Raw genomic sequence first — 21,201 nt, forward strand, 5'->3', positions numbered from 1 at the left:
GGATAAACATTTTGAACATCATTTCGTCCAAGGTCCTTATCTGTAATCTCTTGGCGGTAAAGTTCTTGACCATTATTATCAAGAACGATCAACCATTCATATGGTTTATTACCCGCTTGCGTACTTGCATGCCAGCCACTCAAACTAACCTGACTAGCTGTTACGTGAATATTATCAAAATTACCAGCATTCGTTGGATAATCTTGACTATACTGATCGCTGTAATTTTGGTTAGCATCATCACCAGCAAACCGCATAATTACTTTAAGGGTGCCGTTTGCCTTAGCTGGATCCACCTTAAATTCACCGTTAAAGCCACTCTTTTGCGAGTTGTAAATGCTTGGATAAACTTTAGCTACATCAGGACGGTCAGTTAGTTCGACCTTCGTCCTAGCAATTTCTTGACCATCATTCAATAAAATAAGGTAAGCATTAGGCTTGTTAATTGATTGATCGCTGACCATCCAGCCTTTCACATTGTAGCCATTATCAGTCTTGGTAAAGCTATCAACATAAGAAGCTTGTTGATCCAACGTTACAGGATTAAACCAATAATCAGTAGTCTTACTTTGACCATTATCCCCATTACCACCATCTAACGTCGAGTAACGACTAACAAGACTATAGCTATGACCTGGGGTAAGATTTACTGTACCAAAATTAGCATTAAAGCCAGATTGCCCAGCTGTTGCTACTGTAGGATAAGCCTTTGCCACATCGGGACGGGCACCATTAGTTACCTTAATAGACTTAACTTGCGTCTTATTTGTATTATCAAATAGGATCAAGTAGTGACTATTTTCAACTTGAGAATAATCCGTTGCGTGCCAGCCACTAACGATTAATTGACCGTTACTAAGATTAAATGAATCAAGACTCCCTTGATTACTAGTGTTAGCTGGCGCAAACTTCTTAGGGGCATACCAGTAACTAACATAGTTTCCTTCACCATTAGCAGCATCGCTATAGCGACTGATAATTTGCAGTTCATGGTTTAAGTCAATGCCAGCCAGTGAAAAGGCTGTATTAAAACCAGAATCTTTGGCATTAATCACTTGGGAGTAAGCTTTCGCTACATCAGGACGGACCGTAGGTTCTACTTTTACCCGAGTAATTTCATGACCAGCGGTGCGGTCATATAAAATCACATAGTGATTAGCTTTCCCTAATGCCTTATTAGTCGCATTCCAACCAGAAACTTGAAGCTGATTATCTTTAACACCAAAATTATCAAGATAAGCATAATTTCCCTTATCAAGATTAATTGGTTGCGACCAATTATCAACATGATTCCCTTCACCATTAGCGGCATCACTATAGCGACTAACAATGTGAATCTGGTCATCAACACTCTTAACCTTACTCCAGTCCAGATTATTCATCGTTGCTTGGTAACCGGAATCCTTAGCGTTAACCACATCCGGATAAGCCTTGGCAACATCAGGACGCGCTACATTTTCGGTTACCGATGTACGACCTAATTCGGTATTAGTAGTACTATCATAAGCCACTAAATAACGATTGTCCTTGCCGGCGGCTTGATTGGTTGCTTGCCAGCCACTAACGTGCAAGTCATTATTATTAACAACTTGAGCAGCATCAAGGTAGCCATAGTTCCCGTTATCCTTTGCTTGAGCAGCCTTTTCTTGACTAGCTAGCTCTGCAGTGGCATCCCCAATAGTAGGATTAGTAGTTTTAACTACCGGTACATTATCAGTCGGCGTATCAGCTTTTACATTCGTATTTCCCAATACTAATCCCGCTGAAACAGCTGCAACAGCTAAAGCCATTGTGCACCAATTTTTACCATCTTTATATAATTTATAGTGTTTCTTTATTTCCATTGTTATCTCCCATAACTCCCTACAAAAAAGCCACTTAATGTTAATTAACAATAAGCAGCTTTTTTATTACTTAGAACCATTCCGGATTAAATCCAATGGGTTTAACCAAGTACCATTATTGTTAAATGAGTTAGCCAAAGCAATATTAAAGTTGTGTTGACGAGTAACACCAATGTGAAGGTGAGATGTGTCACGACGGCCAATTACATCTCCAACGTTGATTTGTTGTCCCACTTGAACTTGAATATTGTTCCGGTTAGAGAATGCTTCTTGATAAACAGTAAGGTATTCACCGGTATCGACTAATACGTACCAATCTAAACCAGCTGTATAACCAATCTGAGTAACTTTTCCACCATGAATAGCATGCACTTCTGCACCTGGATGGTCAATTGAGCCAAAATCTAGACCATCATGGAATCCATTCATACGGAATTGGCCACCAGCGTTTACCCCAAATAATTGAGCACCAGAGAAGTGTCCTTCACCAGTACTAGGGAATGGCCAGCCCCACTTATCATTTTCCACTGCAACCCCATTACTACCGAAATCATATGACTTACCGTCCACCGTATGGGTACCTGTGAACATAGCACCAGTAGATGGATCAAAGTAGTAATTATTATTGTTAATATTTGCCCAACCTGTTTGTTTAGCACCTGTCCGTGAATCGTAGTAATAAGTAGAACCATTTTCATTTTGGAATTCAGAATGAACAGATACTAAATCAGAATAATAATCAACATAATTACCCTCACCATTAGCTTGGTTAGAGAATCGGTGAATCAAACGAACCGCTTTATGATTAATTTGATCATTAAGATTTACAACAGTTTCAAACCCTGACTTATCACTATTTTCAAGCCATGGATAAACTTTTTGAACATCATCTCGAGTAATATTCTTTGTATTCACAGCCTGGCGAGCTAGTTCATGACCATTTTGGTCTAAAACAATAATAAATTGGTAATCTTTTCCATTAGCTTGGGTGCTTGCATGCCAACCAGCAACCTTAATTTGGTTATCAGTTACATCAACAGTATCGAAATAACCAGTATTAGTAGCATATTTGCTAGTGTATTGATCACTGTAATTACTGTTTCCATCTTCTGAACTAGTAAAACGTAAAACAAAGGAAAGTTCACCGTTCAAACTAGTTGGATCAACGTTCAAGTCTGTACTAAAGCCGCTCTTACGACTGTTGTAAATACTTGGATAAACAGCTGCTACATCTGAACGATCAGTTAATGTTACTTTGCTTCGTGTAACTTCCTTGCCATTATTAAGTAGAATTACGTAAGCATTAGGACGATTAATAGCAAAATCACTTGCCATCCATCCTGTTACGTGAAAGCCATTATTATCATTTTGAGTAAATGAATCAATACTATACCGAGCTTGATCAAACTTAAGATCATTGAACCAATAATCTACATAGTGACCGGTATCACCGTTACCGTTTGCAGAAGTAGAATAACGGCTAACAAGTGAGTATTCATGACCAGGAATAATAGTGTCAGCATTGAAAGTACCACTAAAGCCGGCTTGATTAGCCGTTTGAATGTTCTTAAAGGCATTTGCAACATCTGTACGATCAATTTGGGTAGCATTAATAACGCCAGCTTGCTTTTTAGCTGTTTGGTCAAATAGAATCAAGAAATGATTAGGTGCAATGGTAGAAGCATCATTTGCATGCCATCCATTAACTACTAATTGCCCATTGCTAAAGTTAGCACTATCAAGGTATCCTTGGTTTTCACGACTAGTTGGTGCAAACCAGTAATCTACTCGGTCACCTTCACCATTTTCAGCATTGCTATAACGACTAATTACTTGTAATTGGTCACTTGCATCAAAGGATAATTTTGACAAGTCAAATGTAACGTTAAAACCAGACTTACCGGCATTATTAACATTTGAATATGCTTTTTGAACATCTGGACGTTGGCTAGCCGTTTCATCTACTAACTGGCGGCTAAGTTCGTGACCCTTAGTTGTGTCATAAAGAATTACATAGTGGTAATCTTTGTTGTTTGCTTGGTTAGTTGCATTCCAACCACTAACATGCAATTGGTCATTTTCAGTATGCATATCATCTAGCCAAGCATAGTTACCTTGGTCAAAAGTAAATGCTGGATACCAATAATCAACATGATTACCTTCACCATTAGTCGCATCACTATACCGGCTAATTACACTAATAGAGTGGTTAGTATAATCTTCACTAGTTGTATTTAACTTAATAGTTGAGTTAAAGCCGGAATTATCAGCATTGGTTGCATCTGGATAGGCTTGGGCAACATCCGGTCGACTAACATTTTCAACTTGTTGACGACCTAATTCTGCGTTAACCGTATTATCATACGCAATTACGTAATGGTAAGGCTTGTCTGCAGCTTGATTAGTTGCTTGCCAACCACTAACTTGCAACTCGTTGTTTGATAAACTAACTGAATCTAAATAACCATAATTGTTGGGATTTTTTGGTTGAGTTGCTTCTTTATGTTGTACTTCTTGATTATTGTCCTGCGTTGGAACAACATTATAATTTTCTGTATTTTGAGTAGTTTCACTAGCTTGTGGACTAACTGCTACTCCGTTATATGTATTTGGTGTTTGTACATCAACTGTGGATGTATTTGGTTGTTCATTAGTTGTTTGTTGAGGAGTAACTGGTTGTTGAACATCAGTTGTTTGATCATCAGCAGCAGCATTCCCACTTAACAGGAATAAAGCTCCTCCACACACAGTAAGAGTAGATAAAACTTTTGATTTTAAATGACTAGGTTTAAAAATAAGCTTGTCCTCCATAAAATTAAAACCGAATTGTAACTTAAATACTTAATTTTCTCACGATTAATATCATACTGGTTGTGCTTTCTCCTTGCAAATCAACAAAAAAACCTACAAAAGCCTTAAATAACAGCTTTTGTAGGTAATCGTAACTATTCAGATATATATTTTTAACTTAATTGTAATAATCGTTAATCATACTTGACTAATCATTGTTGTAAAAAGAAATCGTTTACTTTCTTAATACGCACCATCACGTTTAAATATACTAATAATATTCTTAAACATTATTTTCATATCAAATCCTAGCGAAGCCTCATCGACGTATTCTAATTCAACACCACAACGTTCTGGATATGGGATATTACTCCGCCCACTCGATTGCCACAATCCCATTGCTCCCGGTTTTACTGACAAAAACTTATCAACTCGGTCACCATACTCGGCCAACTCTGCCTTAACAACCGGTCGCGGTCCAATGATGCTCATCTCGCCACGTAAAATATTAAGAAATTGGGGAATTTCATCAATCGATGTCTTACGCAACCATTCTCCCAAACGAGTAATCCGGGGATCTTCTTCTGGTTCCAACTTATAGTTATTTGCCACATATTTAGCATAAAGTTCAGGATCATTTTCCAAAATTTTATCTGCATTCACAACCATTGAACGGAACTTATAAATCTTAAAGGGCTTGCCATGCCAGCCGATCCGTTCTTGTTTATAAAACAGCGGTCCCTTATTATCACCAAAGCGATTCATTATAAAAACAGCTAAAAATACTGGGCTAAAGCAAACTAATGCTCCTGACGATAAAACAATATCAAAGAACCTCTTCCAGAAAAGGTAGCTCTTAGTTTGTTGTTTAATTTTTACCTTCTCACTCATGATTCTCAACCCTACTTTTTCTCTTTAATAATATATATCGGTCGTCTCTTTGTCTGCATATAAATACGACCAATATAACGACCTACTATTCCGAGGCAAAGTAACTGGATACCGCCGAGGAATAAAATGATACAAACCATTGAGGCCCAGCCAAAAGTACTACTAGCCGGCTCAATAATCTTTCTTATTATAACAATAATCATCCCGACAATGGAGATGAATGCCGTTAAACCACCAGCCCAGGTCGCAATTGCCAATGGCGCTTCAGAAAAATCGGTAATACCATCGATCGCATACTTAAATAACTTCCAGGTTGACCAATCTGTTGTCCCAGCAACCCGTTCGACATTTTTATAGGGAAGGTATTTAGTCTTAAACCCAACCCAGTTAAAAATACCTTTTGAGAACCGGTTATATTCAGTTAATGACAACACTGCATCTACCATCTGACGCGTCATCATCCGGTAGTCCCGGGCTCCAGAGACAATTTTGGTATCAGAAATCTTATTGATAACATTATAGAATTGGTTAGAAAGGAAAGACTTAAACTTCGCCTCACCCTTTCGATCTGTCCGCCGCATCCCCACACAATCATATTCACCAGTAGAAATAGCCTTATACATCTCTGGTAAATATTCTGGTGGATCCTGTAAATCAGCGTCCATCACAACGACATAATCACCTGTTGCGGCCTGTAATCCCGCGTAAAGCCCTGCCTCTTTACCAAAATTCCGTGAAAAAGAAACATAATGAACCCGTTCTGGATCCTGTTCGTGCAGCTTACGTAGTTCTGCTAAAGTCCCATCACTTGATCCATCATTGATAAACCAATACTCAGTGTCCACTGGCATCTGTTTAACCACTTTTTCAACTGCCGGATAAAAAAGTGGAATAGTTTCTTCCTCATTATAACAAGGAACAACTATTGACAATTTTGGCATTCTTGTCTCTCCAATCGTTAATGTTCACCATGGCCGGTGACTTTACGTTTTAAGAACTTTGCAATCTTTAATGGCCAGTTTTGCTTTTCAAGAAACACCCGGTTAACTTCCACTGTCTTGTATTGCGGATTAGTCAACAACCAAGTATCTAGTAAAAGCTCACTCAAAAATCCAAAGACCCGTTGCTCATATGGTGTATAGTCAGAATAATCAACTTTTTTCTCAACTTCGCCTAAAACATCAAACAGCCAGGTACAATATTCATCCAACGGCTGCTTTTTCATAATCATCATATTGAAATAGTGAGCCGATGTCTGTTTCATTACCTTTTCAAAAGCAGGTAAGTACTGGGGATATTTCTCCTTTAATACCTGCCGAGTAATTTCAAGCGGCTCGTGCTCATGAACATGGAGGTAATGTGATTCATTTGTTTCAATGTAGTAATGCCGCTTCTTTGGCAAGATTACATCGGCATCTTTCAATAACTCTTCAACCTGTTCATGATTGAGGATGGTCGAAAGATCCTTTGAGTGTCCCATCGTCAAGTAACGACGGTAGTGGACTAATCCTAATGCATCCACATCAAGATTTTTCCATCCCCAGTACAGAGCTGTTAACTCATTGTAGTGCGGATTCTTTTTTGAAATATTATCTCCGGTGTTATCACCCTGAAATGTATGATTAACAGTCGGGTGAATCTCTTTACCAACAAAAACTGGTAAATACATTGGATCATCTGGCATCCGATAATTTTTATGGACAGCCACTAAGATTTTAATATTCACTATTTTACTCCTAATTATTGTTTTTAAACATAATCATTAAAATAATACCAGTAATTCCCAATCTTGGAAAGTTATTATTGGAAATCCTGCTCATCTAACCAGCTTTGGACATCATCAAGATCAAAGCCCTTTCGATACATGACCTGCTTAAAATGCTGCTCACGCTCGTATCCTTGATAACGACGAACACGACGCCATTGCTTTACTGCTTCTTTCGCCAAAAGGTCATTCTCCTGTTCTGAATCAGGTTGCGGAACTACTTCATCCTTAATCATTTCGTACACGCTATCAGAGAAGCCTTTTGTCATAAGTCCCTGCCGCACTTTTTGTTCGCGTCGTCGCTCTGGCTGGTTTCGATAACGGCGAAATAACTTTCCAGCTAACTTTTTTACCAATTCTGCTTGAACTTCAGGAGTAAATTGCGTTAAGGCATCATCGATATCATTTTCGCCAATCCCTTTTTGTCGTAAGTGTTGACGAAGCACTCCGGGGCCTTTCAAGTCCGTATTAATCATCGTGCGGACGTAAGAAGCTGCATAGGCATGGTCATCGATTAACTGTTGACCGCGTAGCTTTTTTAAAATTGGCTCAATAAACTCTTCCGGTGTATCAATTTCTTTTAGTTTCTTAACGATGTCGCTTTCTGTTCGCATCTGGTAAGAAAGGTAGTCAAGCATCCGTGAATAAGCCTTTGCTTGCTGATCAGCAGTCGCAATGGCCGCAATTTGCTTTTCATCTAGCTCGGTTCCCTTCATCAAACGGAACTGAATCAAAACACTTTCTGCAACCGGAAAAGCATACTTACCATCAAGGTATATATTATATCGACCCTTCCGTTTTTGCGCCTCAATTTTCGAAATTTTTGCCATTTTTAAATTTCTCCTTAACATTCTCAATTTTTAATCGTTTATAAAGGTGTAAGCAGTGGCCGCTACTTAACAAATCAAATTAAACAAAGGAAGTTTTTATCATGCAAATGGTTCGTAATTTCAAGTCCGCTAAAATTCAACTCACCCTCACTAACAGTGAACATCCCAAGGGCGTTAAACATCTCTTTAACAACATTGTCGAGGATGTCACCAATGAACAGGTAGCACAATTTAGTGCGGCAATTGAAATGCTTACTGCTGAAAAATGCCTTGATACAGACATTATCGTTACTAGTCAAGTCGCAATGAACAACTAATCTCAAGGAGGAAAATAACTTATGCGTACATTAAACTTAACTTTCAAGGGCAGTCTTGGTAAAAAACATTCATTAAAGTTGAACTATGCCAGTGGTGATCTCGATGCCGAAACCGTTCGGAAAGCAATGCAAGAAATCGCGCAAACCCATCTCTTTACTAAAGAAGGTGAAGATATTTACCAACAGCCTCTTTCTGCAAAATACGTTGATACTGTTTCTACTGTTATCTTTAACGATGAGCAAAAGTAATTAAATATCGAGTTCTAAAGATCTTCAATATTTGGAGGCTGGGGAAATTTCCTAGCCTCCATTTTTGTTTTTATTCTTTCTTTCTACCAGTTGCCAAAAGTGTTTCTTGGCGTGCAATTCACCCTCATGACATTCTTGCAATGCAGCATTAAGGGCAGCTCCCAACATGATAATATATCCGGAAAAGTCCAGCCAAACCATCATGGCAATAAAGGCTCCAATCGTTCTATAAGAAATTACGCTATGGTTAAAGATAATCGTATAAAATGAAAATAACCGTGAAAGTCCCATCCACAGTAACGAAGCTAAGAATGAGCCAGCTAAGGCGTACCGTAACCTAACCTTCGCATTTGGCACAAAGTAGTATAGCAGGGTTAATGCAATAAATAGTACTGCAAAAGTTACTGGCCACCGTAAAGAACTGAAAAGTGAAATATAATCGCGCCGAAAATTAAAAATTGGCTGAATACTCTTAAGAACCTGCTCCCCAAAACCGTATAAAATAATAATAGTAAAGATAATTACTAAGACGACAATCATCCAAACAAAAGAGACGATTCGGTTCATCACTGGATTCTGATTTTCTGCAATCCCATATGCATGATTAACGCTTCGTTGAAAAGCGGCAATCCCTTGGCTGGTCGACCAAAGAGCAATCAAAGCCCCAGTTGTCAGAACTCCACCACTCCCCCGCCGTAAGAAATCATAGATCAACGGTTGGATAAAATCATAGACCGATTCAGGAATTGCAGTTGAGAGGTAGGCTAAAATCGTCTTAGCATCAATTCCGATCATCGGTAATAAATTTCCGACTACCATTACAGCGGGAAAAATAGATAGCAAGGTATAGTAAGCTAAGACAGCAGCAGAACTTGAAATCTGGGCCATTGTAATATGTTGAATTAATAACGCAATAAAAGTCTTGCCTTTGCCCGGTTCCTTGTCCATAATAACCTCCGAAAATATTTTATAGGTTTAATTATAACAAACTGAACACCTGACAAATATTACAGAATGGATAAAAAAGAGGCCATTGAAAAAACTTTTGTTTTTTCAACAGCCTCGTTTTTTATACGAATATTGTTATGATATCGTGGAAATCCTTATAGGCTAGCTTTGCGTCGTAACTACAAGGCTCGAGGCTAAGTCCGAACGATAATCAGCCCGTGTCCGTGCTAATCACCGTTCTATCCTTAGCCCACCGCCTTGTCTAGGAAGTTAATTTCCACTCACATTTTTGTTAATTACCCTTCAACATGGTGACGCTTTGCGGAGATTTGATAGAAGACCAACGCAACGATAGCAAAGAAGATTGGTCCAGCAAGTGTCCAGAAAGCTGTTTGATAATCTTTTTGTAATAGTGGTTGAACAAACGTAAAGACGATTCCGACAATTAAGATCAATTCAACGAAACATACTAATACATCTGTCCAGAAACGGTTCTTAAAGACAACGAATGGCCGGTCAAGATCCTTCTTCGCCTTAAAGAATGGGAAAGCCCCGATCAAGAAAATATATGGGAAACAAGTTGAAACGTTCGCCATATCAGTCAAAATCAAGTAGAACTGTTGAGCAGCATTGCCCCCAAAGGCAACCAAGAAAACAATAATTGAAACAATAATTGCTTGAAGCCACATTGCATTTGCAGGCATCCCCGCCTTGTTAAGTTTCGTAAGCTTCTTTGGCCATAAGTCTGGATTAGAACCAAGAATGAAGGCCTTGATTGGGGAGTAAAGCAGAATAAACAACGCGCCCAAGAAGCCAAGGGTCTGTGCAAAGGCAACAATCCGCGTCATGATAAGTCCAAAAGTAAGGGCCGCCCCGTGCGACCATCCAAGCGCATTCCCCATGGTAACCCCTAATTGATTAAAGACAACATAGGTAACATTACCAAGGTTAACGCTACTCTTAGTCAAAGTTTGTTGATAATTTACTGACCAACCAAGCATAAAAATCATTAAAACATAAGTCCCAATCGTAAAGATACTTGCAATGATCAAGCCACGAGGGAATGTCTTTTCAGGATTTTTCATACTATCAGTAACCGATCCTAATGATTCCATACCACCATAAGCAAAAATAGCATAAACAACAAATGAAATAATAGCAATTGGTGTCTGGAATTGTGGATTAGGTGACGTAATGAAAGTTGAAGCACCATGAATTGGTTGCTTTAAGATTCCCTTATCAGCGACTAAAACAATAACGCTGACAATAACAAAGATAATGTTAACAACAATTGTAAAAATACCACCAAGTGAACCAACTTTAGCAATGGCGGTCATTCCTCGTGAACTACACCAAGTTGTCCCGAGAATCAACAGAATCCCAAGAACCCCAATCAATTGAGTCGAGGTCAGACCGAATGCGTGCCATTGTTGGGTAGTATCCTTACCAAAAAGCAAGGCAGAAAAGGTAATCCAAATCCGTGATGCCGTTGATACCATCCATACAATCCAAGATGCTAACCATACGAAAGTACCGACAAAAGCGATTCGTTCACCAACTGAACCGGCAAGCCAGGAATAAATTCCCCCTTTAGCATCCTTAAATGTGGAACCGTATTCTGCCATCATCAAGCCACAAGGAAAGAAGAAACAAATCCCTGCTAATGCGTACCAAATAATACTACCGTAACCCATTTGTAAGTAGGCGTTTGAAACATTCCCAAAACCAAAAATGGCGGTAATGATCATCGTCACTAGTCCAAAGGTAGTAATCATCTTTTTATTACTACTCTGTTCGTCCAAAATAATGCCTCCAAAGCTTTAGAATTCTTAAATAAAAATAAGAAATTATTTAATAATTATTAGTATAGCCGTCTTTTAAAAAAATAAAAGTCTTTTTACATAATTTCACATTCTTTTCATACTACTTTTTGTATTTTTATGCCAATTTGACAAAATTTATTCATAAATTTGTATATTTAATTATAAATGATGTATACTATTTTCATTACTTAATAATTTCTTTCACATTCAATCTTAATGATATTGATAGCGTTTTCTCGCATTGCTATAATTAAATTAAGAAAATTCATGTGATTTTCACTCTAATATATAAGATCGTGAGGTGGAGTAAATGAGTGAGAAAAAAGGTATTAATACGACAGAACTAACCCTTTTAATCGTGGGGTCAACAATTGGTTCGGGAGTATTTGGAATTACCAGTGATTTAGCTACCGCGGCGGCTCCTGGACCAGCAATCATTGCCTGGATAATAGTGGGAATCGGCGTCTTGACTTTAGTTCTCTCCCTAACTAATCTTTCGCAAAAGCGGCCAGATCTTGATTCGGGGATTTTCAGCTATGCGGCAGCGGCTTTTGGTCCGCTGGGCGAATTTATTTCTGGTTGGGCATACTGGCTTTCAGCATGGCTTGGTAATATTGCTTTTGCGACAATTATGATGAGCGCCCTTGGAACGTTTTTCCCAAGCCTATTTGCCAATGGTCAAAACTTATTTTCAATTATTGTTGCAATTATTTTAACCTGGGTTTTGACATTCTTGGTAAATCGAGGGATTGAATCAGCGGCATTCATCAATTCAATTGGGACGATCTGCAAGATTATTCCATTAGTTGTCTTTGTTATCTGTGTGATTCTTGGTTTTAAGGCTAAGATCTTTACTGCTGATTTCTGGGGCAATGTAACACAGAATCTCAGTTCAAAAATCGAAACTGGTTCAATCTATGACCAAGTAAAGGCCTCAATTATGGTAATGATGTGGCTATTTGTCGGCGTTGAAGGTGCCTCGGTCCTTTCTAGTCGCGCCAAAACACGGACTGATGCTGAACGTGCCTCCATCTTCGGCCTGGTAAGTCTACTCGTTATCTATATTGTGGTTTCTATTCTGCCATACGGGGTAATGACTCGAGCACAGTTAGCAGCTGGTGGTCAACCGGCGCTTGGAGCGATTATGCAACACCTGGTTGGAACATGGGGTGCTGCCCTGATCAGCATTGGATTGATTATTTCAGTTTTAGTTTCGTGGCTTTCGTGGACAATGCTACCGGCTGAATCATTAATGCTAATGGCTGATGATGAAACCCTTCCAACATCATGGGGTGAAGTAAATGATAAAAAAGCACCGACACGGGCCCTGGTAATTACCGGAATTCTTCAATCAATCTTCCTCTTCTCTTTACTTTTCACTACTTATGCTTACAACTTCGCATATACGCTTTGTACGGCTGCCATTTTGATCTGTTACCTCCTTGTTGGTATTTACCAAATGATGTACAGTTGGCAACACCAAGAATGGGGACAATTTACCATTGGACTAATCGCCACCCTCTTTGAACTGATGGCGATGGTTCTCTCGGGCTGGAAAGAAATAATGGTCGTTTCTGTTGGCTTCATTCCCGGATTCTTCTTCTATGTCCAGGCATGTAAGGAATTCCATCACTCAATCACAGTAAAAGAGAAATGGGCAATGGGGATTATCGCTGTCTTCGCGGTTATTTCCTTAGTATTAGTAATCAACGGAACAATTTCAATTAATTAAAGGAGGAAAAGATCATGGTAGAAATAGCACATTTTGGTGTCGAAGCATGGCTAAATAAGTGGGAAAAGAGCGCGACATATGATATTTCGCAAAGTACAATCGCCTCTTTAAGCATGCACGATCTCTTAAATTTAGATGGTAACAATGGCGAAGAGTTTTATGAGATGCTCGATAAGCAGCAAATGAACTACGGGTGGATTGAAGGATCACCTGAGTTTAAAGAAGAAGTTGCTAAATTATATCACCATGTTGATCCAGAAAATATCTTGCAAACAAATGGAGCCACAGGAGCAAATATCTTAGCCCTCTATGCCTTGATCAATCCTGGCGACCATGTAATTGCAGAATACCCCTCTTACCAACAACTCTACGATATTCCTAAATCATTAGGTGCAGATGTCGATTACTGGCATATTCATGAAGAAGATGACTGGTACCCTCGAATCGATGACCTAAAAGCGATGGTCAAACCTAATACTAAAATGATTTGTCTAAACAACGCAAATAATCCAACGGGAACGGTTCTTAATAAAGAATTTCTCGAACAAGTCGTTGAAATTGCCAAGTCCGTTGATGCTTATGTTCTTGTTGATGAAGTCTACTTGCCCCTTGATCATCCCGAAAAATTTGCGCAGATTATTGATCTTTACGATAAGGGAATCTCTACTAATTCTCTTTCGAAGACTTATTCAGTCCCAGGAGTTCGAATCGGTTGGACCGCGACTAACGCTGAAGTTGCCGATATCTTCCGTAAGTTCCGTGACTACACCATGATCTGTGGAGGGGTCTTTAACGATCAACTAGCTACCTATGTTTTACGTCACCGTTATCAAGTTCTCGCTCGGAATCGAAAGTTAGTTCTTAGCAATCTCGCCATTTATAAGGATTGGATTGATCATGAAGACAGAGCAAGTGTCATCATGCCACAAGCAGTCTCTACTTCCTTTCCAAAGCTTGACGTGCCGGTTGATATTCATACCTTCTGTGAAAACTTGCTTCATGACGAAGGGGTTCTCCTCGTGCCCGGCGATGCTTTTGATACTCCAGGTCACGTTCGCCTCGGCTACTGCGCACCAGAGGCAACTTTAAAAGAAGGCTTAAAGCGGCTTTCAAAGTATATGCATCAATATGATTAGCATTAAAAAAAAGAGGCTGAGAAAACTTTTGTTTTTTCAACAGCCTCTTTTTTATACGAATGTTGTTACGATATCGTGGAAATCCTCGTAGGCTAGCTTCGCGTCGTAACTACAAGGCTCGAGGCTAAGTCCGAACGATAATTAGCCCGTGCCGTGCTAATCACCGCTCTATCCTTAGCCCACCGCCTTGTCGAGAAAGTTAATTCCCACTCACTTTTTTAATTTTCAAACTGCTTAGCAACCTTTTCTGCGATCTCACGGTAATGTTCCAAGCACTTAGCATAATTATCATCGTACATGTAATCAGCATCCGCTTCCGGATCTTGAGACGTCAAAATCTTCGGCCCATCATTCGTAATAACTAAGGTATGCTCATATTGGCAACTCCAACCGCCATCAGCAGTCTTGGCAAGCCAACCACTTGGATCACTGGTATCAGCTTCCCAAGTACCAGTGTTAATCATTGGTTCAACAGTAATGGTCATCCCATTACGAAGACGGATGCCTTGACCGTGTTCGCCGTAATGAGGCACCATTGGATCTTCATGCATTGTTGGTTGAATACCGTGACCAACAAATTCACGGACATCTCCATAACCATTCTCATCTTCTGTGTAGTGTTGAATCACTGCCCCAATATCACCAATCCGATTACCAGGAATACATTGGTCAATTCCCATAAACAGTGACTTCTTAGTAACGTCCATTAACTTTTGGATTTCAGGAGAAACTTCTCCTACCGCATAGCTCCAGCAAGAATCACTAAAGGCTCCATCAACGCTAACAACTGTATCAACCTTTACTAAGTCGCCCTTCTTTAAAATTAATTTCTTACGAGGGAATCCGTGGCAAATTTCATCATTCACACTAACACAGGTAGCGTACTTGTATCCTTCAAAGCCAATTTGTTCAGCCTTAGCCCCTGCAGCCTTGAAGTACTTCCGAGCGAATTCTTCAATCTTCCAACTTGAGATGCCCGGCTTAATAATTTTACGAAGGCCAAGGTGCATTGCTGCTAAGGCTGCCCCCGCCTTTTCCATTGCATCGATTTCTCGAGGTGATTTTAAACTAATCATTTTCGCAATCTCCTTATTTACAATCTAACATAAATAGTATACCACTTGTCTGCCGTGATATCGTAAACCGTGCTATACTATATGAACGTTATAAATTTAATGGAGGTTATAAAATGGCAAAAGCACTTGTAGTATACGCAACCATTACTGGTAATAATGAAGACGTTGCGGATATCATTACCGACGCTCTTGAAGATTTAGGAGTAGAAGTTGATGAAGTTGAAATGACAATGGCTGATCCAGCTGACTTTGAAGAAGCTGATATTTGTGTGATCTGTCCTTATACTTATGATGAAGGAGCTCTTCCAGAAGAAGGAATTGACTTTTATGAAGACTTGCAAGAAGAACAACTAGCAGGCAAAGTTTATGGGGTTGCCGGCTCTGGTGATACTTTCTATGGGGATGACTTCTGTGTTGCTGTCGATAAATTTGGAGATGCTCTTGCCAAGACAGGGGCAACTAAGGGCGCTGAAAATATTAAAGTTAACCTTGCACCAGATGAAGAAGACATTCAAAAGCTCGATGCCTTCGCTAAGCAATTAGTAGAAAAGGCGGCTAATTTGAATGATTAAGGATCTGTGGGTAAAATATAAGTCAATCATCGCTTATCTTTTCTGGGGCGTTGTCACAACGGTGGTTAACTTAGCAGTATTCCAGATTTTGAGTTCTGGGATTCATTGGAATTATCAAGTAGCTAATGTTATTGCCTGGTTTTTATCGGTTTTAGTAGCTTACTTCACTAATAAAGTCTGGGTATTCGGATCACATTACACTACCGTTAGTGACTTTATTGTTGAGTTTCTTCGGTTCTATTTCTACCGAGGCCTCACACTTGTATTAGATATAATTATTATGTATGTTGGGGTTTCTTTATTAGGATTCAATGATCCTCTCCAACAATTTATCGTTAAATTTATTGATAATGTCATTGTGGTAATTGCTAATTACATTTTCTCAAAGTGGTTAATCTTCAAAGATAATCGCGATATTGCAGATAAATAAATGATAGGATTCGGACTGTAAACTTACAGTGCGAATTTTTTATTTATTTTGAGAATCCCAACTATAATAAATATGAAGAAGGGATTGACCTAAAATGATGAAGAAATTGCCACCAATTGAAAAAATCTTAGAAGCTTATACAGCAATTGCTGACGGCCACGTTAAACTCGAAAACAATCAAGCACTCGTAACTTCTTCTAATGAAGCAAAAACTTATACTGTCACCTTTCACGACAATACTTATACTTCAAATGACAATGCCTCTTACTGGCAAGGCTATCTTGGCTATCCTGGAATCGCGGTTCTGATGCTTCAGGGAAAGTTGCCCTATGATAAGGAATTAGCTCAACAATTCGCTGGAGTTGATTGGAATAAAATCAATCAAGAATATAAGCGTAATTATGCGCAAGCTGCTGATGCTGTTATGACTGCTAAAGGAATTGATAAGAAGAAAGCAGAGACGGAACTTCACTATGTTTACGATGCCCTAAAGCAATTACCAATTATCGTTAAACGTGGATCATTACGACCACCTAAAGCAAACTAAAGGTGATACTCTTTTTACATAAACAGGCTTTCTTATTGTTGTGATAAGTATTTCTCAATAATTTTAAGAATCTTTTCGCTCGCGTGTCCATCCCCAAATGGTACTTCCGCCTGTTCCATCTGCCGATACTTCTTTTCATCATTTAACAATTCAAAAACTGCTTGTTGAATCGTTGTCGGATCAGTCCCAACAATTTTTACACCCCCCAGGCTGACCGCTTCTTGACGTTCTGTTTCATCCCGTAAAAGCAAGAGGGGCCGATGTAATGCTGGAGCTTCTTCTTGCAAGCCACCGGAATCAGTCAACAGAATCGAACTCCGCGCAGCAATATTTAAGAAATCATGGTGATTTAATGGTGCAATAAGATGAATTCGGTCATGGTTTCCTAAAATATCATTAGCCAGTGATACTTCTTCTGGATGAGGATAAACAGGGAATATCAGATCAAGATTGTTATTAGTTTCCACAATATCACGCATTGTATGGAAAACACGCTTCATGGGGGTACCAAGGTTATCTTTGCGCCGCATTGTCATTAATAAAATCCGATTATCTGCTGGGATGGACTGCAGTAAAGGATGCGTAAAATCTTCTTGTAAATTATGCTTCACACTATCAATTGAAGTATTTCCAGTAACATAGATTCGTTTTGCTGGATGGTGCTCTTGCAATAAATTATCGCGGGCACTTGTTGTTGGCGCAAAATAAAGGTCTGCTAGATTATCTGTAAGGCGCCGATGCATTTCATCAGGGAATGGCGAATACCGTTCATAAGTACGCAAACCAGCTTCGACATGGCCAAGTGAGATATGATGATAAAAGCTAATCAAACTAGCAGCCAAAGTTGTAGTAGCATCACCAGCTACAAGGATCATATCTGGTTGTCCAGCATTAATCACATTATTTAAGTTATGTAAAAGTTGACTTAATAGTTCAACTTCATTTGTACTTGTTGCGTTTGATAAATCAACACTAAAATCAATTTGGAAATTCAAATATGTCAACGTGTCGTTTAATAATTGTGAATTCCCCGTCGCAACAAGAACTGGTTGCCAGGTTGCTGGATTTTGTTGCATTAATCTAATAATCGGCGCCAGCTTCAAAACCTCAGCTCGTGTACCAAACAAAAACATAATCTTATATGGTGGCTGCATTAATGACTCTCCCTTCAGTTTTAATAAAAAAAGACGTAATCACTAAACAAAGCAATCACGTCGACAGTGCATTATCAAATGGTCCCATCCGGATTTGAACCGGAATCGACCGCTTAGGAGGCGGATGTACTATCCAATTATACTATAGGACCAAACTAAAGAATATTATCGCATTTACGAAGGATTTCGTAAAGATGATAATGATTCTTTTTTAATTTTCGCTATTTTTCCGACGATGCTTCAAACGAATTCCCTTATTTTTACGATTCTTTTTCTTTCGCCGTTTCTTTGGCTTAGAGAATCCACTGAGGGTTTGATTCATCTTTTTATGGGTTTCACCACTTAATTGTTCTTTTTGTAAGTTACGACTAGTCTGCTTTTTGATTGAAACCACTCGTTGACCCTCTTCAGGCTTCTGGTTAGTTAATTTATTCTCACCAATGTAGAGCTTAGTTAGTTCATAATCACTATCAGCAAGCAGCTTCTTAAGGTCACGAATATCATGATCATCACCGAAACTAAGTGCTAACCCTGGTTCTCCTTGGCGCCCAGTACGGCCAACCCGGTGAATATAGGTATTGAGCGATGTTGGCAAGTCAAAGTTAATGACGGCAGGTAATTTAGGTATATCAATACCCCGGGCTGCCAAATCCGTTGTCAACAATAACTTAATTTGCCGCTTCCGAAACATCCGCATTGCTTTTTCACGTTGTACTTGTTTCTGGCTACCACCCAAAGTATCTACCGGAACATGTTCATGTCGCAACCGACTTGCAGCATAGTTAAGAGTGCGGGTGCTATTAAAGAAGACAAGCGCCCGAAAATCTTTAATACTCGTCAGCCGACGTAAAGTTGCTGTTTTTTGCGCATTGGTTCGTGCACTTAAGTAACCGTGTTCTACCGGTCCCTGAGAAGTATCCTCATCACGGACATCAATGGTTTCAATATCGCGGCCAAACATCACGTTTAGTTCATCCAGAACCGGAGATTTAGTAGCAGAAAAGAATGCTAATTGAGTAGACAACGGGGTCGCACGTTCAATATCTTCTACGACGGCTAAAGTATCATCTTGAAGCATATCATCAGCTTCATCGATAACCATTGTCATTAGGTGGCCAAGCTTTAAGTGGTGGTTATCAAGCATATGGAGTATCCGTCCAGGTGTCCCAACCACAACATCAGGATGACGATGCAAATTCATAACTTGTCGCCGTAAATTTGCCCCTCCTGTCAGTGATTGGACACTAACGCCAATTAAAGTTGCCCATTCACGGATTACTTTCGTTGTTTGAATCGCCAATTCTTGTGAAGGCGCGAGAACTAATAATTGAGTTCCCTCTCCAGGCATAATCTTTGGCAAGAGCGGCAATGTAAAAGCAAGAGTCTTACCTGAGCCAGTCGGTGCTATTCCAAGGACAGATTGGTCAGTTTTTAATGCCGACGCAACTGCTTTTTGAATTGCTGTTGGCTGCTTATATTTTTCATCAAAGTGTTTTTGAAATTGTTCGATCAAATTAAATCATCCTATTCTTGATCGTTATCAGATGGGAAAACTAGTTGAGCAGATTGACGAAGGGAGTACATAACTGAGTTGACCGTCTTCGATAATTCTAACCAATGCTTGTACTTCTTCATTTCTTCTTCATCATCAGGATTGTTAAAGAGGTCCGCAAAGTCATTCATTTCATCAGTCATTGAATTTTCTTCAACGGGCGCTTCAATTGGGTGCGCATTTTGGTCAGCATCATAATAAGTAACCTTTCGCGTATCAAAAATACTATCAAAGACTAAGGTATCCTTCAAGCCGTAAACTTCAGAATAAAGGTGAGAGTTAGCAGTCTTACCGAAGTTTAAAGTAACAGTAAATTTGTCATAGTTAAGGATCGCAACTCCTTTACCATCAACCCCAGTTTTAGTAAGAGTTGGGAAGTAAACTACAGATTCTGGTTCACCATAAATAGTAACAGCGCCATAAACAGCATATACACCGAGGTCCATTAATGCTCCCCCAGCATACTTAAGGGTAAAAATATTTGGATATGGTTCACTGCCATTAAGAACTTTATCAAAACGCGATGAGTATTTCATTACAGTGATGGTTGCTCCTTGAACATAATGTTCCTTCATCTCATCAACTTTCTTCAAGGCCGCTTGATAAATCTTGGTATGGATATGACGGGCCGCTTCAACCAAACGAGCCTTGGGATGGGCTGCTAATAGTGATTCGATCGCACTATATTCATTTGGATTTACGAAAGCTGGCTTTTCAACAATAATAAATTTATCATTTTCAATTGCTTTCCGTGCTTGTTGATAATGCAAACTATTTGGTGAAGCAATATAAACAACATCAAAGTCGCCCTCTTCAAAGAACTTGTCAATATTATCGTAAAATTCAGTTGCTCCATATGGTTTACCAAACTTCTCAGCGTGTTCTAATGTTCGAGAATATACAGCTGTTAATTCGTATTTTCCAGTTGTCTTGGCTGCATCTAACATCTGATCAGTAATAATATTTGTTCCAATAACACCAAGTTTTAACATAAAATCAACTCTTCCTTTTCAAATATTTCTTTGCATACATCTAATTTTAACAATTATTGCGCGTTTTTAACAGAAATGAAATCTTCTGATAATAGAAATGTGTGTATAATTAGTTATATTATAAAATGACTTATCACTTAATTGAGGAGACTGATAAAATATGAGAAAAAAAGGAATGTTACTTTTCGGCGCGGGGCTAATGGCTGGACTCACCAGTACTTTAGGGTTCAGTCGTGCAAAGAAAAGCAATAATACGATCTCGTTACCTATCTTTTATGCGGGCACATGGCAATATTATGATAAAGAACGAGATCGCTCTCATAAAATAACTATCTCTCCTGAATTAAAGCTCGGTATCGATAACCAAATCATTCCGGCAACGGTTCAACAAATCAAACCTGATAAGTTAGTTTTTCTTGATCGGTTTGGCTATCACATTACTATCCGGGCTAATGAGCAACGGCCAGTTTCATTAACCGATGAAGCTGATGACCAAGTTTATACTATTCAACCCTTAAAATAATGTTGGCGCTGCAAGGCAGCGTTTTTTTAT

20 protein-coding genes and 1 tRNA gene are annotated in these 21,201 nt (G+C 39.1%); 8 read left to right on the forward strand and 13 right to left on the reverse strand.

Features of this window, described 5'->3' with window-relative positions; genetic code table 11:
- From LMB57_RS02570 to recX, 6 genes are all read right to left on the reverse strand, one after another.
- On the reverse strand, positions 1-1,844 hold a 1,844-nt coding region (locus LMB57_RS02570; RefSeq protein WP_229271819.1), incomplete at its 3' end, for a KxYKxGKxW signal peptide domain-containing protein.
- A gap of 66 nt (positions 1,845-1,910) precedes the next feature.
- Positions 1,911-4,655, reverse strand: a complete 2,745-nt coding sequence (locus LMB57_RS02575) for a M23 family metallopeptidase (RefSeq protein WP_229271820.1) — start codon at positions 4,653-4,655, stop codon at positions 1,911-1,913.
- Between the two features lie 222 nt (positions 4,656-4,877).
- Entirely contained in the window at positions 4,878-5,525 is a 648-nt protein-coding gene (locus LMB57_RS02580) for a sugar transferase (protein ID WP_229271821.1), read from the reverse strand.
- A gap of 11 nt (positions 5,526-5,536) precedes the next feature.
- Positions 5,537-6,466 carry a glycosyltransferase family 2 protein gene (locus tag LMB57_RS02585; RefSeq protein WP_229271822.1) on the reverse strand — a complete coding sequence of 310 codons (930 nt, stop codon included), beginning with the start codon at positions 6,464-6,466 and terminating at the stop codon, positions 5,537-5,539.
- Positions 6,467-6,483: 17 nt separating this feature from the next.
- A complete protein-coding gene (locus LMB57_RS02590; RefSeq protein ID WP_228341637.1) occupies positions 6,484-7,251 on the reverse strand; it encodes a DUF4422 domain-containing protein in 768 nt (255 codons plus the stop codon).
- A 74-nt stretch (positions 7,252-7,325) separates the two neighbouring features.
- Positions 7,326-8,120 (reverse strand): recombination regulator RecX, encoded by a 795-nt coding sequence (gene recX, locus LMB57_RS02595; RefSeq protein WP_229271823.1) that lies wholly within the window; start codon positions 8,118-8,120, stop codon positions 7,326-7,328.
- A gap of 101 nt (positions 8,121-8,221) precedes the next feature.
- Here recX and LMB57_RS02600 point away from each other — a divergent pair, with 101 nt between their 5' ends.
- Together LMB57_RS02600 and LMB57_RS02605 are read left to right on the forward strand one after the other, a co-directional pair.
- Positions 8,222-8,437 carry a DUF1659 domain-containing protein gene (locus tag LMB57_RS02600; protein ID WP_229271824.1) on the forward strand — a complete coding sequence of 72 codons (216 nt, stop codon included), beginning with the start codon at positions 8,222-8,224 and terminating at the stop codon, positions 8,435-8,437.
- Positions 8,438-8,458: 21 nt separating this feature from the next.
- Entirely contained in the window at positions 8,459-8,686 is a 228-nt protein-coding gene (locus tag LMB57_RS02605; protein ID WP_085650246.1) for a DUF2922 domain-containing protein, read from the forward strand.
- 51 nt (positions 8,687-8,737) lie between these two features.
- On the opposite strand, the gene LMB57_RS02610 is transcribed toward LMB57_RS02605, so the two are convergent.
- Positions 8,738-9,634 carry a YihY/virulence factor BrkB family protein gene (locus LMB57_RS02610; protein ID WP_229271825.1) on the reverse strand — a complete coding sequence of 299 codons (897 nt, stop codon included), beginning with the start codon at positions 9,632-9,634 and terminating at the stop codon, positions 8,738-8,740.
- Positions 9,635-9,930: 296 nt separating this feature from the next.
- Positions 9,931-11,436, reverse strand: a complete 1,506-nt coding sequence (gene yjeM / locus LMB57_RS02615) for a glutamate/gamma-aminobutyrate family transporter YjeM (RefSeq protein WP_229271826.1) — start codon at positions 11,434-11,436, stop codon at positions 9,931-9,933.
- Positions 11,437-11,767: 331 nt separating this feature from the next.
- On the opposite strand from yjeM, the gene LMB57_RS02620 reads away from it, so the two are divergent.
- Both LMB57_RS02620 and LMB57_RS02625 read left to right on the forward strand, forming a co-directional pair.
- Positions 11,768-13,189: a basic amino acid/polyamine antiporter gene (locus LMB57_RS02620; protein ID WP_229271827.1), complete on the forward strand. Its 1,422-nt coding sequence runs from the start codon at positions 11,768-11,770 to the stop codon at positions 13,187-13,189.
- Between the two features lie 14 nt (positions 13,190-13,203).
- On the forward strand, positions 13,204-14,325 hold the full coding sequence (locus LMB57_RS02625; protein ID WP_229271828.1) for an aminotransferase: 1,122 nt from the start codon (positions 13,204-13,206) through the stop codon (positions 14,323-14,325).
- Positions 14,326-14,543: 218 nt separating this feature from the next.
- Here LMB57_RS02625 and map read toward each other — a convergent pair whose 3' ends face one another.
- Entirely contained in the window at positions 14,544-15,401 is an 858-nt protein-coding gene (gene map / locus LMB57_RS02630; protein WP_229271829.1) for a type I methionyl aminopeptidase, read from the reverse strand.
- A 113-nt stretch (positions 15,402-15,514) separates the two neighbouring features.
- On the opposite strand from map, the gene LMB57_RS02635 reads away from it, so the two are divergent.
- The 3 genes from LMB57_RS02635 (at position 15,515) to LMB57_RS02645 (ending at position 16,950) form a co-directional block, all read left to right on the forward strand.
- Complete coding sequence (locus tag LMB57_RS02635) at positions 15,515-15,973, forward strand: flavodoxin (RefSeq protein WP_229271830.1); 459 nt, start codon at positions 15,515-15,517, stop codon at positions 15,971-15,973.
- A complete protein-coding gene (locus LMB57_RS02640; protein ID WP_003664422.1) occupies positions 15,966-16,403 on the forward strand; it encodes a GtrA family protein in 438 nt (145 codons plus the stop codon). Before LMB57_RS02635 ends, LMB57_RS02640 begins: the two co-directional genes overlap by 8 nt.
- A 94-nt stretch (positions 16,404-16,497) precedes the next feature.
- Positions 16,498-16,950: a hypothetical protein gene (locus LMB57_RS02645; protein ID WP_229271831.1), complete on the forward strand. Its 453-nt coding sequence runs from the start codon at positions 16,498-16,500 to the stop codon at positions 16,948-16,950.
- A 32-nt stretch (positions 16,951-16,982) separates the two neighbouring features.
- Here LMB57_RS02645 and wecB read toward each other — a convergent pair whose 3' ends face one another.
- The 4 genes from wecB to LMB57_RS02665 form a co-directional block, all read right to left on the reverse strand.
- Positions 16,983-18,104 (reverse strand): non-hydrolyzing UDP-N-acetylglucosamine 2-epimerase, encoded by a 1,122-nt coding sequence (gene wecB, locus LMB57_RS02650; protein ID WP_229271832.1) that lies wholly within the window; start codon positions 18,102-18,104, stop codon positions 16,983-16,985.
- Positions 18,105-18,183: 79 nt separating this feature from the next.
- A tRNA-Arg gene (locus LMB57_RS02655) sits at positions 18,184-18,256 on the reverse strand.
- Between the two features lie 59 nt (positions 18,257-18,315).
- A complete protein-coding gene (locus LMB57_RS02660; RefSeq protein ID WP_229271833.1) occupies positions 18,316-19,617 on the reverse strand; it encodes a DEAD/DEAH box helicase in 1,302 nt (433 codons plus the stop codon).
- Positions 19,618-19,628: 11 nt separating this feature from the next.
- Positions 19,629-20,648 (reverse strand): Gfo/Idh/MocA family protein, encoded by a 1,020-nt coding sequence (locus tag LMB57_RS02665; RefSeq protein WP_229271834.1) that lies wholly within the window; start codon positions 20,646-20,648, stop codon positions 19,629-19,631.
- A gap of 160 nt (positions 20,649-20,808) precedes the next feature.
- Between LMB57_RS02665 and LMB57_RS02670 the strand changes: the two genes are divergently transcribed.
- The gene (locus tag LMB57_RS02670; protein WP_003670659.1) at positions 20,809-21,171 is read left to right on the forward strand and encodes a DUF4828 domain-containing protein; all 363 of its coding nucleotides are present in this window, start codon (positions 20,809-20,811) and stop codon (positions 21,169-21,171) included.
- Positions 21,172-21,201 lie beyond the last annotated feature (30 nt).

Origin of the sequence: Limosilactobacillus secundus (assembly GCF_020784695.1) — a bacterium.
In the GTDB taxonomy this organism is placed as follows: Bacteria; Bacillota; Bacilli; order Lactobacillales; family Lactobacillaceae; genus Limosilactobacillus; species Limosilactobacillus reuteri_F.